This window comes from Flavobacterium facile (assembly GCF_036321945.1).
Taxonomy (GTDB): domain Bacteria; phylum Bacteroidota; class Bacteroidia; order Flavobacteriales; family Flavobacteriaceae; genus Flavobacterium; species Flavobacterium facile.
Window position 1 is genome coordinate 117,565 of the sequence record NZ_JAZAYT010000033.1, and the last position, 13,985, is coordinate 131,549.

The window sequence follows — 13,985 nt, forward strand, 5'->3', positions numbered from 1 at the left end:
ATTTAGTTACAACATTTTTTTTCGACACAGATTGGAAAAATTATTTAAATTATTAAAATTTCTCCAATCTGTGTTCAAAGAATAAAAAATGCTTCTTTTGGTTATGATATTTTATTTAGATTTTTCTATAGTTTCTTTAATTTTATCAAAGTCTTTTTCAATAGCTCTGAATAACGCAATGTTTCCTTTTTTATCCAAAACAATAAAACGTGGAATCCAATCTAATTTGATCGATTGTCCGAATTCGCCTTTCATTCCGTCTTTGATTAAATAGTTTTCACCAGTAACTTCGTGTTTTTCAATACCATTTAACCAAGCATCATGCGTTTTATCACAAGATAAATTTACAAACGCTACGTCTGGATAATTGTTTTTCAATATTTTAACTTGTGGCATACTTTTGATACAATCGGAACACCAAGATGCCCATACTTCAATAACGACTACTTTTCCTTCGTTTTGATTTAAGATTTCTTCGAAAGTAATGTCTTTGTTGTCAGTTGTAGTTAATTTGCCGGCTAAACTTTCTTTTGAAAATTCTGTTTGCGCTTGACAAGAAGTTAAGGTAAGTCCTAATGCTAATGTTGCTAAGATTTTTTTCATGATATTGATTTTAGTTATTTCACAAAGTCACGCAAAGTAAACGAAAGATTCGCAAAATAATTTTGTGTTTCTCTGTGAAATCTTTGTGCATCTCTGCGCAATTTTATTTATAAATTACTTTTTCTATTGCTTTACTGTTAAATGCTTTTTCTGCAATTCCGTCGTAAAATTTAATTAGGTTTCCGTTGTGTAAATATACGATTCCTGGTGTGTCTTTTCCAGAACCTAATTTCGTCCAAAATGGAATCACATCAATCACTTTGTATGGAAATTGTTTGCCAGCATATTTAAAGAAATCTGGAATTTTTTCCGCTTCTTCATCCATAAATACAATTTGTACTTGTGGGAAATCTTTATGTTTTTTTTGTAAAGCGTTTAAATCTCTAGCGGCATCACGACAATGTTCACAACCTGGAACGAAGAAACATAATATTTTTTTACCGTTATCGATATCAGCATAAAACTCTGAATATCCAGAAAAGACTGGTTTTGGTCCAACCTCTTTTTTGACTTCTTCAACCATTTTTTCGACTTTAGTTTTTGAGGAATCGATAGTTTTAATTTCTTCAATTTTGATTGTTTCTTCAACCTGAGAAATGGTATCAGTTAAAACAACATCATTAGTGTCTGAAGAACTTGATGTTGTTGAAGCTTTCATCGGTGCCAACATGAATAAACCTAAAATACAAGCTAAAGTTATAGTTGTTAAAATCCAAAAGTTCGATTTTTGATCATTTTCTAAAAGTTTCCAAAGCCAAGCTAATAAACCAACAGCGATGATATTTTTGATAATCGCTTCAATGGGTGTCATTGGGATTAATTCGCCAAAACAACCACAATTTCCTGAATTTCCACCGCTTAAAAAAGTGACATAACTCAAATGAATAATAAAAATAACTAATAATCCAATAGTTGCTGGAATCGTAATACGTTTTAAGAAATTATTATTCAGTAATAAAAATCCAAGTGCAAACTCAATTCCGATTAAAATTCTTGAAAAATAGGGTGCAACCGATTCTGAAAATCCTAACGTTAAAAGTTGTTTAACTTCAAAAGTAGAAATAGCAAAATAGGGCGAAAAATCGATAAAAGGAAAATCAGAAATCCATCCTTTAGATATTTTCGCAACTGCCGAAACGATAAAAAGTAAGGCGATGACTATTCTTAGAGTCCAAGAAATATTTTTTTTGTTCATGAGTTTTTTATGTTTTTGTTTCAGGTTTAAAGTTTCAGGTTTTCCTAAAACAAATTTAGTTATGCTTTTAGATTGTTTGTGTTAATGAGTTGTTATTTAACTTGAAACCTGAAACTTGAAACTAATTAAAACGATTCATCAGTATCAAAGCAAAAACCGAATAGTTAATCATGTCTTGATAATTCGCATCAATTCCTTCCGAAACTAAGGTTTTCCCTTTGTTATCTTCAATTTGTTTCACACGTAATAACTTCTGAATGATTAAATCTGTTAGGGAACTCACACGCATATCGCGCCAAGCTTCCCCATAATCGTGATTTTTATCTTCCATTAATTCTTTCGTAATATCAATTTTATGATTGTATAATTTGATTGCTTCTTCAGCAGTTAAATCGGGTTGAGTAGCAACACCTTTATCCATTTGAATTAAGGCCATCACGCAATAATTGATAATTCCGATAAATTCTGAAGTTTCATCTTCATCGACTTTTCGAACCTCATTTTCTTGTAAGCTTCTGATTCGTTGTGCTTTAATAAATATTTGATCAGTTAACGAAGGCAAACGTAAAACGCGCCAAGCGGTTCCGTAATCGTGCGCTTTTTTAGTAAATAAATCTCTGCAAACTGCAATTACTTTGTCGTATTCTTGTGAGGTATTGCTCATTATTATATTATATTTGTACTTTAGAAAGCCACAGATTTCACTGATTTACACAGATTTTTTCTGTTTTTTAGTTAGTAATTTTGTTCAAACTTCAAATATAAGTAAAAAATACTATGTCAACAATAAACTGTAGAGGAACACTCATCGATTTATCAACACCTAAAGTCATGGGAATTGTAAATGTTACGCCAGATTCCTTTTTTGATGGTGGAAAACTAACCAATTCTGATGAAATTGTTGGTCAAGTGGAGAAAATGCTTCACGATGGCGCTACGTTTATTGATTTAGGCGGTTATTCAAGTAAGCCTGGAGCTGAATTTGTTTCTGAATCTGAAGAATTAAATCGAGTAATACCAATTGTGAAGTTATTAGTGGAAAAATTTCCTGACATTTTACTTTCGATTGATACATTTAGAAGTGAAGTTGCCAAGCAATCTGTTGAAAATGGCGCGGCAATCATCAATGATATTTCAGCAGGTTTGTTAGATGAAAAGATGCTGGAAACGGTTGCGAAATTGCAAGTACCATACATTATGATGCATCTGAAAGGCACACCAAAAACGATGCAAAGCTTAGCGAAATATGTCGATTTATTAAAAGAAATGAATTATTATTTTTCGGAACGAATTGCGAAAGCTAGAAATTTTGGTTTAAACGATATTATCATCGATCCCGGATTCGGATTTGCCAAAACCATCGAACATAATTACGAATTAGTACAAAATTTAGACTTATTACAATTTCACGAATTACCTATTTTAGCTGGGATTTCAAGAAAATCAATGATTTATAAAACCTTAGAAACTTCAGCAGAAAATGCCTTAAACGGAACAACATTTTTACACGCTTTCTGTTTGCAAAAAGGAGCAAATATTTTACGAGTTCATGATGTAAAAGAAGCGGTAGAGTGCGTGAAACTAATGTGCCGATTAGGCAATTAACAATTAGTCAATTTACCAAGATTATGTTAAAACCTAAAATAAAATTATATGATGCAGTTGGTTTGGGATTAATAATTTCTTATCCATCTGGTGTTGAAATTTCAAATCAAACTGGAGGAACTACTTGTTATCAACCATCAATTGAAGGTGTTTATTTGCCAATTGTAAATTCTTGTAGTCTATCAAATGAATTAATAAGTCCAGAAATTGAATTATTTGAATATTTTTCAAAATATGGATGTGATTTCTTAAGAGAAGTCGATATTGAAATTATAAATAAAATTCTAGATAAATATAGATTATCAGATTTTATTAAAATTGATTTAGATATGTTAAAACAATCACACGAATCATGGATTTATGTAGATGTTTATTATGATGAAAAACATGATATTTTAGATTGTTTTAATTTTCCTTTAAAAGGCGTGTTAACTTGGAGTAATAGTGATTAATTGGCACATTGTCAAATTGACTAATTGAACATTAATTATGATGATACGGTTCGTTATTCAAAATCGTAAAGCCTCTATAAACCTGTTCAATCACAAATAATCTAACCATTTGATGTGAAAAAGTCATTTGTGATAACGCTACTTTTCCTTGTGCTTTTTGATACACTTCTTCCGAAAAACCATACGGTCCACCAATAACAAAAACCAACGTTTTAATTCCAGAATTCATTTTCTTTTGTAAGAAATCCGAGAAACCAACACTGTTGAATTCTTTTCCGTTTTCATCCAATAAAATCAATTGATCTGTTGGCGTTAATTTGGATAAAATTAATTGTCCTTCTTTTGTTTTTTGCTCACTTTCTGATAAATTTTTTACGTTTTTGATATCTGAAATAACATCCAAATCGAACTTAATATAAAATCCCAATCGCTTCGTATATTCGTCAATTAACGCTTGTAAGTTTTTATTATCGGTTTTGCCAATGGCTATAAGTTTGATGTTCATATTGAGTTGGGAGTTAGAAGATGGGAGTTAGAAGTGAAAATGCAGAATTCAATTAAATCAAATTCTGCATTTTGTATTATAAACTATGAATGAAAACTTAATACTAGTTCTCCACCATTGTATGGAAAACGTTCATCACGTCATCGTCTTCTTCAATTTTTTCTAATAATTTTTCCACATCAGCTACTTGCTCTGGTGTCAATTCCTTAGTTACTTGTGGAATTCTATCAAATCCAGAAGATAAAATTTCTAAACCTCTAGATTCTAATTCTTTTTGAATTGCTCCGAAACTTTCAAAAGGCGCGTACATTAAAATTCCGTCTTCATCATCAGCGAAAATTTCTTCTACACCGAAATCAATCATTTCTAATTCTAATTCGTCAATATCTTGTCCGGCAGCTGGAATTCTGAAATTACAAGTGTGATCAAACATAAAATCAACCGAACCTTGCGTTCCCATTGTTCCATTACATTTGTTGAAATAACTTCTAATATTCGCAACAGTTCTGTTATTGTTATCCGAAGCAGTTTCAATTAAAATCGCAATTCCGTGTGGTGCGTAACCTTCAAATAAAATTTCTTTATAGTTCGCTGTATCTTTGTCTGTTGCTTTTTTAATGGCACGTTCTACGTTTTCTTTTGGCATATTTACTGCCTTAGAGTTCTGAATAACGGCTCTTAAACGCGAGTTAGCTTCCGGATTTGGACCACCTTCTTTAACCGCCATTACAATATCTTTACCAATTCTGGTAAATGCTTTAGCCATTGCCGACCAACGCTTCATTTTTCTTCCTTTTCTGAATTCAAACGCTCTTCCCATTTCTCGTTTTGGTTTTTTTATATAAGTGCAAAAATAAAATAAGCAAGCAGTAAAAAAAAATGTTTGAGTGTTTTTTTTATGGTTATCTAATTTTTCCGTTTTTTCCAGATTAAATAATATGTCAATTGCTTTATCTTTGCCCTATGCAAAACCAATTTTTTCAACCTTTTTCAACCGATATTTCAGGAATTTCGTTACCTGAAAAATTCACGTTTCCATTTTATTATCAGCCACATCAATTGAGCGAAATGGCGGCGTTAGAATTGCAAAATTACTTAGAATCGCAAACTAATTTTGATCATAATTTCGGATTAGATACCACTCAAAACGGATTAGTGATTGGGAAAATGTTTGGTGTTTTGGTTTGTCAAAATGAAAACGGCGAATTAGGTTATTTATGGGCGTTTTCAGGGAAATTAGCGAATGAAAATCACCATGATTTTTTTGTGCCAACAGTTTTTGATATGTTAGTCGACAATAGTTTTTTCCGTAAAGAAGAAGCCCTGTTAAATGCTTACAATCGTAAAATTGAAAATTTAGAAATTTCTGAAGAGTATTTAAACGAATTAGAAAATTTCAAGAAAACTAAGATTCAAGCGGAAACCGAATTACAAAATCAGAAAATTAGAATTAAAGAACAAAAAATACTTCGTGACGAAAGAAGAATTCAGATAGAACCCACTTTAAACGAAGAAGAATTACTGGAATTTAACAATCAACTAGCTGAAGAAAGTAAGAAAGAAAGCATTTTGTTAAAAAAAATGACCAAATATTGGAAATTAACTTTACAAACTTTAGAAGAAAAAGGGTTAGTTTTTTCGAATGAATTAACGCAATTAAAAGAAGAAAGAAAGGCAAAATCTGCAGCTTTACAACAAAAATTATTTGCGGAATATTCGTTTTTTAATCAATATAAAGTAAAGAAAAGTTTAGGCGAAATTTTCAATAATAATCCGCCCGCTGGAGCAGGAGAATGTGCTGCACCGAAGTTATTGCATTATGCTTTTCAAAATAATTTAAAGCCGATTTGCATGGCAGAATTTTGGTGGGGACAATCGCCAAACTCTGAAGTACGACAACACAAGCAATTTTATCCGTCTTGTAAAAGTAAATGTGAACCGATTTTGATGGGACATATGTTACAAGATTTAGAAATGGAAGAAAATCCGTTTATTATGAATCATGCAGAAGGAAAAGATATTGAAATTGTGTACGAAGATGAAGTGATGTTAGCCATAAATAAACCTACTGAATTTTTATCAGTTCCTGGAAAAACCATTTCCGATTCGGTTTACGCTCGAATTAAGGAAAAATATCCTGAGGCAACTGGTCCACTAATTGTGCATCGTTTAGACATGTCGACTTCCGGAATTATGCTTATCGCGAAAAATGAAGCTACAGCTGTACAATTACAAAGTCAGTTTATCAATAGAACGATTAAGAAACGTTACGTCGCTTTATTAGACGGTTTATTAGAAAAATCTCACGGTTATATTGATTTGCCTTTACGAGTAGATTTAGACGACAGACCCCGACAATTAGTTTGTTACGAACATGGAAAACCCGCGCAAACTAAATGGAAAACCCTTGAAGTTAAAAACGGAAAAACCAAAGTGCATTTTCATCCCATTACGGGAAGAACGCATCAATTACGTGTGCATGCTTCTCATAATTTAGGTTTACACACTCCAATTGTTGGCGACGATTTATACGGCACAAAAGCCGATAGATTGCATTTACATGCCGAATATATTCAGTTTGAACATCCTGTAACTAAGGAAATGATGGAGATTTTGGTGGAAGCTGGGTTTTAGGTTTTTACCGCAAAGACGCAAGGGTATTCGCAAGGCTCGCTAAGTCTTTGCGTACTATGCGAAAATCTTTGCGAACTTAGTGTTTATTATTTTGAAGTTTATTTAATTATTTTTTTACCACAAAGAATACCAACAACTTTGTGAGCCTTGCGTAATCTTTGCGAACTTAGCGGTTAAATATTTCCCCATCCAACCAAACACTATCAATCAAATTCGTAGCAAAACAATACGGGATTTCGTAAAAACTATGTAAAGGTTTTGTGATAATCAAATTCGCTTTTTTACCTTTTGTAATACTTCCATGAGAATCGCTTAAATCCATCGCGTAAGCACCGTTAATTGTGGCTGCATTTATGGCTTCTTCTGGTGTCATTTTCATTTTGATACAAGCTGTGGCAACTACAAAATGCATATTTCCTGACGGAGTTGTTCCAGGATTAAAATCGGAAGCTAAAGCTAAAGGTAAACCTGCGTTTAACATTTGTCGTGCTGGTGTATATGGAATCGAAATAAAATACGAACAACTTGGTAAAGCTACTGGCATACAAGCGGAATTTTTTAAAACTTCAATATCTTCTTCGGTAACAATTTCTAGATGGTCGACACTTATTGCACCATTTTCTACACAAGCTTTAATTCCGTCAATCGCAGTAAATTGATTTACGTGAATTTTCGGCGTTAAGCCATATTTTTTTCCAGCTTCCATGATTTGAATGGTTTCTGAAACACTGAAATAACCTGTTTCTAAAAAGGCGTCAATATAATCGGCTAAATTTTCAGCTGCGATTTTTGGCAACATTTCATTGATTACCAAATCGATATAGGCTTGATGGTTTTCTTTATATTCTGTTGGAAAAGCGTGTGCGCCAAGGAAAGTTGACTTTATAGCAATTGGATAATTTTCTTTTAATTTTTTGATGACACGAAGCATTTTCAATTCGCCTTCAACCGTTAAACCGTAACCCGATTTAATTTCAACCGCGCCAGTTCCTTGCGAAATGACTTCTTCCAAACGCTTTTTCGATTGGTTATAAATCTCATCTTCTGAAGTTTCGTTTAATTTTTTTGCCGAATTTAAAATGCCACCACCACGATTCGCAATTTCTTCATACGACAAACCGTTAATCCTATCTACAAATTCACCACTTCTATTTCCAGCATACACAATGTGCGTGTGACTATCGCAAAAGCTAGGCATCACAATTTTTTCAGTTGCATTAACTATAGTAGCATTTTCTAATTTTGGACAATTTTCCATATCTCCGAAATCGGAAATTAAATCGTTTTCTAAAACTAAAAAAGCATTTTCTAGTATTGGTAAATTCGCCATTTCTACACCAGAAACTTTTTTTATGGATGTTTCTCTAACTTGTAGTAATTGTTTGATGTTTATAATAAGGGTTTGCATAACTTTTAGTTATATTTGTGAATGGTAAAAATACTTATTTAAAATAAAGTGCGAAAACTATTATACAAAAAAGGACGAAAAGTTGTACCATCAATAATTGAATATACTGGCGAACACGATAATACAAAGCCAGAAATGCAATTGTTTGTGTACGATTCTGATGAATTATCTGAATATGAAGACATAAAACTGTCTCAATTAGATAAAAATATGGAATCCAATAAAAACAATTGGATCAATTTACACGGTTTATCCGATGTTGCTTTGATTAAAGATATTGGTGCAAAATTTAAAATTGACGATTTCATTTTAGGAGATATTTTAAACATTCTAAAACGTTCGAAAGTTGATGAATATAATCATACTTTGTTTTTTAATATTAAGTCGTTATTACCTGAATCTAATGGGATTGATGTAGAACAAATTAGTTTTATTTTACGTGATGGATTGTTGTTTTCGTTTCAAGAAAAAAAGAGTGATTTCTTTCTACATATTCGAGAAAGAATGCGTCAACACGCTGGAATTGTAAGAGATAGAAAAGTCGATTATCTATTGTATTTGTTGTTAGATGCGGTAATGGAGAATTTTTATATTACTATTGAAAGTGAAGAGCATAAAATTGATGCTTTAATAGATTTAATTAAGTCAACACCTAATCCAAATATTTTAGAAGATATTGAATTACACAGAGATAATTTAAATTTTTTACGTCGTTCTATTGTGCCACTTCGCGATTCGTTGTATTCTATAAAAAGTATGAAAGATGATGATGTTTTTAACGTTATTCAAGCAGAAAATTATACTTTTTTTTCTCGATTACATCAAAAATGTTTAGAACTTTTAGATCAAGTGGATGCCGACTTAAATTCCTTAGATAGTGCTTCTGCTTTTTATTTTTCGATGCAAAGTCATAAAATGAATGAAGTCATGAAAACTTTAACGGTCGTTTCGGTATTTTTTATGCCGTTGACTTTTGTGGTTGGTATTTATGGTATGAATTTCGATAATATGCCAGAATTACACTGGAAATATGGTTATTTTTATATTATTGCAGGCATGGTTTTATTATTTATTGCAATGATTATTTACTTTAAAAAAAGAAGATGGTTTTAATTGTTAAATTCATTTAAAATGAAAAAAGAAACAAAAGATTTATTAGATTCTGAAGATGCTCAATTGAAAAAACTGCAAGAAATTGTTAGAAAAACGATTGATGAAGAACAATTAATCATCAATAATTTGCTTCATCCGCCAACAGATAAATTATCAAAAGGACAAATTATTTCTGATAAAGTGGCTAATTTTGGAGGAAGTTGGGCCTTTATTATTTCTTTTTTTGTAGTGCTTATTATTTGGATTGCTTTCAATTCCATTGCTTTAAAAAACTTTATTTTTGATCCGTATCCGTTTATTTTAATGAATTTAATTTTATCTTGCATTGCGGCTTTACAAGCTCCAATTATTATGATGAGCCAAAACCGTCAAGAAGAAAAAGACAGAAAACGCAGTGAAAACGACTACTTAATTAATCTGAAATCGGAACTAGAAATCAGAGCTTTAAACCAAAAAATCGATTTATTATTGGAAGAACAAATCAAAATTTTATTCGATAGTCAAGCGAAACAATTGGAAATCCTTAAAAATATTGAACAAAAAATGAAATAATTTTTTTGTTACCTTTTATTATCGTAATATTGCAATATATAAATATGATATAGAATGGGAATTACAAAATCAGCATCGTTCACAGACGAACAAAACGAAATGGCGAGCTTACTGAAAGCTTTAGCCAACCCGGCTCGTGTGGCGATTATTCAGTATTTGTTGAAAGTCGATTCTTGTATTTGTGGCGATATTGTCAACGAATTGCCTTTGGCGCAACCCACGATTTCTCAACATCTAAAAGAATTAAAAAACGCCAATATCATTCAAGGAACCATTGAAGGGAAATCAATTTGTTATTGCATCAATCCAGAAACGATGTCGAAAATTGAACGTTATTTTGGAGGAATTTCTCAAAAATTAAAAAACAAATGTTGTTAACTATAAAATTAGACCGACTTAGACAAGTTAAATTTCTAACATTCTAAAAATCTAATGATCCAAAAATCTAAAAAAAATGAAACTATCAGAAATTAAAAATCAGCTAAAAAAGTTAACTACAATAGCTTTTCAATTGCCTAATGGCGAATTAGTTCCAAGTTATTTTCATGTTACGGAAGTCGGTAAAATCACTAAAAATTTCATCGATTGTGGCGGTGTGGTTCGCAATGAAGAGGTTGTGAATTTTCAACTTTGGGAAGCGAATGATTATGATCACCGTTTGCATCCAGAAAAATTAGTTCATATTATTGAACTTTCGGAAGAAAAACTACAAATTCCCGATTTAGAAATTGAAGTCGAATACCAAATGAAAGAAACTATTGGAAAATTTAGTTTAGAATTTGATGGTACGAATTTCCAATTAAAATCGAAATTAACGGATTGTTTGGCCAAAAACAATTGCGGTATTCCAGCAGAAAAATTGAAAGTTAAAATTGGGGAGTGGAAACCAAAAGGAAATTCTTGTGCACCAGATTCTGGATGTTGTTAATCAAATTAAATTCAAAAAATGAATAAAATAAAATCAATTTGGACCACAATTACAGGAAGTGTCAGTGCTGCTATTCCATTGTTTTTTGCCGTTTGTAAAAGTGGTGCTTGTACTGCAGTTTGTGTGAGTCCAATCGCCTCAATATTTGGAATTTCTAGTGCGAGTTTAACGGCTTCACCTTTGATGAAATCGTTATTTCCATTATTATTAGTCATTAGTGCGGTGGCATTTACCATTTCGTATTATAAATTATATGTTTTGCCAAAATACGCATCAGCAACTTCTTGTGAAACAGATTGTGGTTGTGATACACCTCAAAAACCACTTCATAAAACCTTTCCATTTTGGTCTTTCTGGGTTGGATTAGTGGCAAGTATTGTGTTTTTTACTTATTTTGAAGTTCAAAATTATAATTCTGAAAATCAAAAAGTTACGAAAATAGAACAACAAACTGTTCCTGTAACTGAAAAAGCGACAGAAGCTTGTTGTACTACTGGTGAAAAATGTGAATAAATTATTGGATATGAGTTTAGATAAAAAAGCACATTGGGAAAACGTTTTTGCGACTAAGAAAGAAACAGAAGTGAGTTGGTACCAACAAAAACCAGAAACTTCTATTCAATTTTTTGTAGAAAATAACATTCCAAAAGACGCTAAAATTATTGACATTGGTGGCGGTGATAGCTATTTGATTGATAGTTTATTAGATTTAGGTTATACGAATTTATTTCTATTAGATATTTCTGCCAACGCGATCGAACGTATTAAAAATAGGTTAGGAGTGAAGTCGGAAAAAGTGACTTTTATAGTTTCTGATATTTTAGATTTTCAGCCCAAAACTACTTTTGATGTTTGGCACGACAGAGCGAGTTTTCATTTCTTAACAACTGAAAAAGAAATCGAAACCTATAAAAGTTTAGTTTCTAATTCTATTTCGGAAAGTGGATTTATGTTTTTAGGAACTTTCTCTGAAAATGGTCCATTAAAATGCAGTGGTTTAGAAATTACACAATATTCTGAATCAAAATGTGAGTTAACTTTTAGTGATAATTTTGAAAAAAAAATGTGTTTTACAGAAAATCATCAAACGCCTTTTGATACAACTCAAAATTTTATCTTTTGCACGTTTAAAAAGAAATAATATAAAATCATAGCGCGCTTTGCGGTTAAAAGAATATTATGTTTCAAAATTTATCCAACACAATAGAAAATATTTCAAAAATTTCTGTTTCTGACGAACGAAAAGGAGTTTTACAATCTTTAGTAGATTACATTCAAAATAAAGTTGATACTAACGAAGAAATTCGTTTGAATTTTATTTGTACACACAATTCGAGAAGAAGTCATTTGAGTCAGATTTGGGCGCAAACTATGGCGTTTCAATTCGGAATTAAAAATGTGTTTTGTTATTCTGGTGGAACGGAAGCTACAGCTATGTTTTCGAAAGTTGGAGAAATTTTAGTCAATCAAGGTTTTGAAATTCAGCAATTAAGTGAAAATGAAAATCCAGTTTACGCTATAAAATTTTCAGATAATGAACCACCAATTATAGGTTTTTCTAAAGCTTATTTTAATGATTTTAATCCGAAAACTAATTTTGGTGCGATTATGACTTGCAACAACGCAGATGAAGGTTGCCCGATGGTTTTTGGTGCAGAAGCTCGATTTCCAATAAAATATGACGATCCAAAAGCTTTTGATGGAACAGAAATAATGAACGAAAAATACACAGAAAGAAGTTTAGAAATTGCTTCTGAAATGTATTACGTTTTCAATCAAATTAAATAATTTAAAAACTTCGTGAACCTTGCGCTTTCTTTGCGCCTTTGCGGTAAACCTTAAATATGAAATCGCCATAAACAAACTCGTTTGCTTGCAAACACCAATGAAATAAAGCGATACCATATGACCTTTAAAAAACAATAAATATTTACATATGAAAAAAAGATTAGGATTTTTAGACCGTTTTTTAACGCTTTGGATATTTTTAGCGATGTTAATTGGTGTTGCGATTGGTTATTTTATACCAAATTCAGCTGATTTTATTAATTCATTTTCTTCTGGTACGACAAATATTCCGTTAGCCATTGGATTGATTTTGATGATGTATCCACCATTGACCAAAATCGATTTTTCAAAAGTGCCACAAATGTTTGAAAAACCAAAGTTATTAACTGCTTCGTTTTTCATTACTTGGATTTTCGGACCTTTTTTAATGTTTTTATTGGCAACCTTTTTCTTAAAAGACTATCCAGAATACATGACGGGTTTAATTATTATCGGAATTGCGCCGTGTATTGCTATGGTAATTGTTTGGAACGAATTAGCCGAAGGAAACCGCGAATTAACTGCAGGTTTAATTGGGATTAACAGTTTGTTGCAAGTGTTTTTCTTTAGTTTGTATGCTTATTTTTATTTGAAAATCATGTTGCCGTTATTCGGAATTAAAAGTTTAGAATTGAATATTACGATTTCTGAAATTGCAAAAACCGTTGGAATTTATTTAGGCATTCCGTTTGCTTTGGCTGTTGTGAGTCGATTCGCAATAAAAAAATATTTGGGAGAGAAGTTTTTCAATCAGCAATTTATTCCTTTCGTTTCTCCAATCACATTAATTGCTTTGCTTTTTACGATTGTAGTCATGTTCAGTTTAAAAGGAGAAATGATTGTAGATTTACCTTTAGATGTAGTTCGAATTGCCATTCCATTAGTGATTTTCTTTGCTATTATGTTTTTCTTGATGTTCTTTGTGTCGAAGAAAATTGGTGCCAATTACAGAGATGCTGTTGCGTTGTCGTTTACCGCTGCAGGAAATAATTTTGAATTAGCCATTGCCGTTTCTATAGGCGTTTTCGGAATCAATAGCGGACAAGCGTTTGCAGGTGTGATTGGACCTTTAGTAGAAGTTCCAGCTTTGATAATTTTAGTAAACGTTGCGTTTTGGTTGAAGAAAAAGTTTTTTTAATCTTTTTAAAGAACTTACATAAATA

Annotated in this window: 17 protein-coding genes; 11 read left to right on the forward strand and 6 right to left on the reverse strand. The window is 31.6% G+C overall.

What is annotated here, in order from left to right:
- Positions 1-111: 111 nt before the first annotated feature.
- The 3 genes from UEQ13_RS09595 to UEQ13_RS09605 all read right to left on the reverse strand — a co-directional run bounded on the left by UEQ13_RS09595 (position 112) and on the right by UEQ13_RS09605 (position 2,462).
- Positions 112-603 carry a TlpA family protein disulfide reductase gene (locus UEQ13_RS09595; RefSeq protein WP_329806133.1) on the reverse strand — a complete coding sequence of 164 codons (492 nt, stop codon included), beginning with the start codon at positions 601-603 and terminating at the stop codon, positions 112-114.
- Positions 604-706: 103 nt separating this feature from the next.
- Entirely contained in the window at positions 707-1,798 is a 1,092-nt protein-coding gene (locus UEQ13_RS09600; protein ID WP_329806134.1) for a MauE/DoxX family redox-associated membrane protein, read from the reverse strand.
- A gap of 121 nt (positions 1,799-1,919) precedes the next feature.
- Positions 1,920-2,462: a DUF1599 domain-containing protein gene (locus tag UEQ13_RS09605; protein WP_329806135.1), complete on the reverse strand. Its 543-nt coding sequence runs from the start codon at positions 2,460-2,462 to the stop codon at positions 1,920-1,922.
- A 113-nt stretch (positions 2,463-2,575) separates the two neighbouring features.
- Between UEQ13_RS09605 and folP the strand changes: the two genes are divergently transcribed.
- Positions 2,576-3,403, forward strand: coding sequence for a dihydropteroate synthase (gene folP / locus UEQ13_RS09610; protein ID WP_329806136.1), 828 nt, complete (start codon positions 2,576-2,578; stop codon positions 3,401-3,403).
- Between the two features lie 23 nt (positions 3,404-3,426).
- A complete protein-coding gene (locus UEQ13_RS09615) occupies positions 3,427-3,855 on the forward strand; it encodes a DUF6210 family protein (RefSeq protein ID WP_329806137.1) in 429 nt (142 codons plus the stop codon).
- A gap of 31 nt (positions 3,856-3,886) precedes the next feature.
- Here the strand turns inward: UEQ13_RS09615 and rlmH are convergent, their stop codons facing one another.
- Both rlmH and UEQ13_RS09625 read right to left on the reverse strand, forming a co-directional pair.
- A complete protein-coding gene (gene rlmH, locus UEQ13_RS09620; protein ID WP_329806138.1) occupies positions 3,887-4,360 on the reverse strand; it encodes a 23S rRNA (pseudouridine(1915)-N(3))-methyltransferase RlmH in 474 nt (157 codons plus the stop codon).
- Positions 4,361-4,463: 103 nt separating this feature from the next.
- Positions 4,464-5,180: a YebC/PmpR family DNA-binding transcriptional regulator gene (locus tag UEQ13_RS09625; RefSeq protein ID WP_329806139.1), complete on the reverse strand. Its 717-nt coding sequence runs from the start codon at positions 5,178-5,180 to the stop codon at positions 4,464-4,466.
- Between the two features lie 143 nt (positions 5,181-5,323).
- Here UEQ13_RS09625 and UEQ13_RS09630 point away from each other — a divergent pair, with 143 nt between their 5' ends.
- Entirely contained in the window at positions 5,324-6,994 is a 1,671-nt protein-coding gene (locus tag UEQ13_RS09630) for an RluA family pseudouridine synthase (protein WP_329806140.1), read from the forward strand.
- Positions 6,995-7,160: 166 nt separating this feature from the next.
- Here the strand turns inward: UEQ13_RS09630 and hutI are convergent, their stop codons facing one another.
- Entirely contained in the window at positions 7,161-8,402 is a 1,242-nt protein-coding gene (gene hutI, locus UEQ13_RS09635) for an imidazolonepropionase (RefSeq protein ID WP_329806141.1), read from the reverse strand.
- Positions 8,403-8,450: 48 nt separating this feature from the next.
- On the opposite strand from hutI, the gene corA reads away from it, so the two are divergent.
- From corA to arsB, 8 genes are all read left to right on the forward strand, one after another.
- Positions 8,451-9,515 (forward strand): magnesium/cobalt transporter CorA, encoded by a 1,065-nt coding sequence (gene corA, locus UEQ13_RS09640; RefSeq protein WP_329806142.1) that lies wholly within the window; start codon positions 8,451-8,453, stop codon positions 9,513-9,515.
- A gap of 18 nt (positions 9,516-9,533) precedes the next feature.
- On the forward strand, positions 9,534-10,067 hold the full coding sequence (locus tag UEQ13_RS09645) for a DUF1003 domain-containing protein (protein ID WP_329806143.1): 534 nt from the start codon (positions 9,534-9,536) through the stop codon (positions 10,065-10,067).
- A gap of 54 nt (positions 10,068-10,121) precedes the next feature.
- Complete coding sequence (locus tag UEQ13_RS09650) at positions 10,122-10,445, forward strand: ArsR/SmtB family transcription factor (RefSeq protein ID WP_329806144.1); 324 nt, start codon at positions 10,122-10,124, stop codon at positions 10,443-10,445.
- Between the two features lie 76 nt (positions 10,446-10,521).
- On the forward strand, positions 10,522-10,995 hold the full coding sequence (locus tag UEQ13_RS09655) for a DUF6428 family protein (protein WP_329806145.1): 474 nt from the start codon (positions 10,522-10,524) through the stop codon (positions 10,993-10,995).
- A gap of 18 nt (positions 10,996-11,013) precedes the next feature.
- Positions 11,014-11,508 (forward strand): hypothetical protein, encoded by a 495-nt coding sequence (locus tag UEQ13_RS09660; RefSeq protein WP_329806146.1) that lies wholly within the window; start codon positions 11,014-11,016, stop codon positions 11,506-11,508.
- Positions 11,509-11,518: 10 nt separating this feature from the next.
- Positions 11,519-12,136 (forward strand): class I SAM-dependent methyltransferase, encoded by a 618-nt coding sequence (locus tag UEQ13_RS09665; RefSeq protein ID WP_329806147.1) that lies wholly within the window; start codon positions 11,519-11,521, stop codon positions 12,134-12,136.
- A 38-nt stretch (positions 12,137-12,174) separates the two neighbouring features.
- Positions 12,175-12,783, forward strand: a complete 609-nt coding sequence (locus UEQ13_RS09670) for a protein-tyrosine-phosphatase (RefSeq protein ID WP_329806148.1) — start codon at positions 12,175-12,177, stop codon at positions 12,781-12,783.
- A gap of 148 nt (positions 12,784-12,931) precedes the next feature.
- Complete coding sequence (gene arsB, locus UEQ13_RS09675) at positions 12,932-13,960, forward strand: ACR3 family arsenite efflux transporter (protein ID WP_329806149.1); 1,029 nt, start codon at positions 12,932-12,934, stop codon at positions 13,958-13,960.
- Positions 13,961-13,985 lie beyond the last annotated feature (25 nt).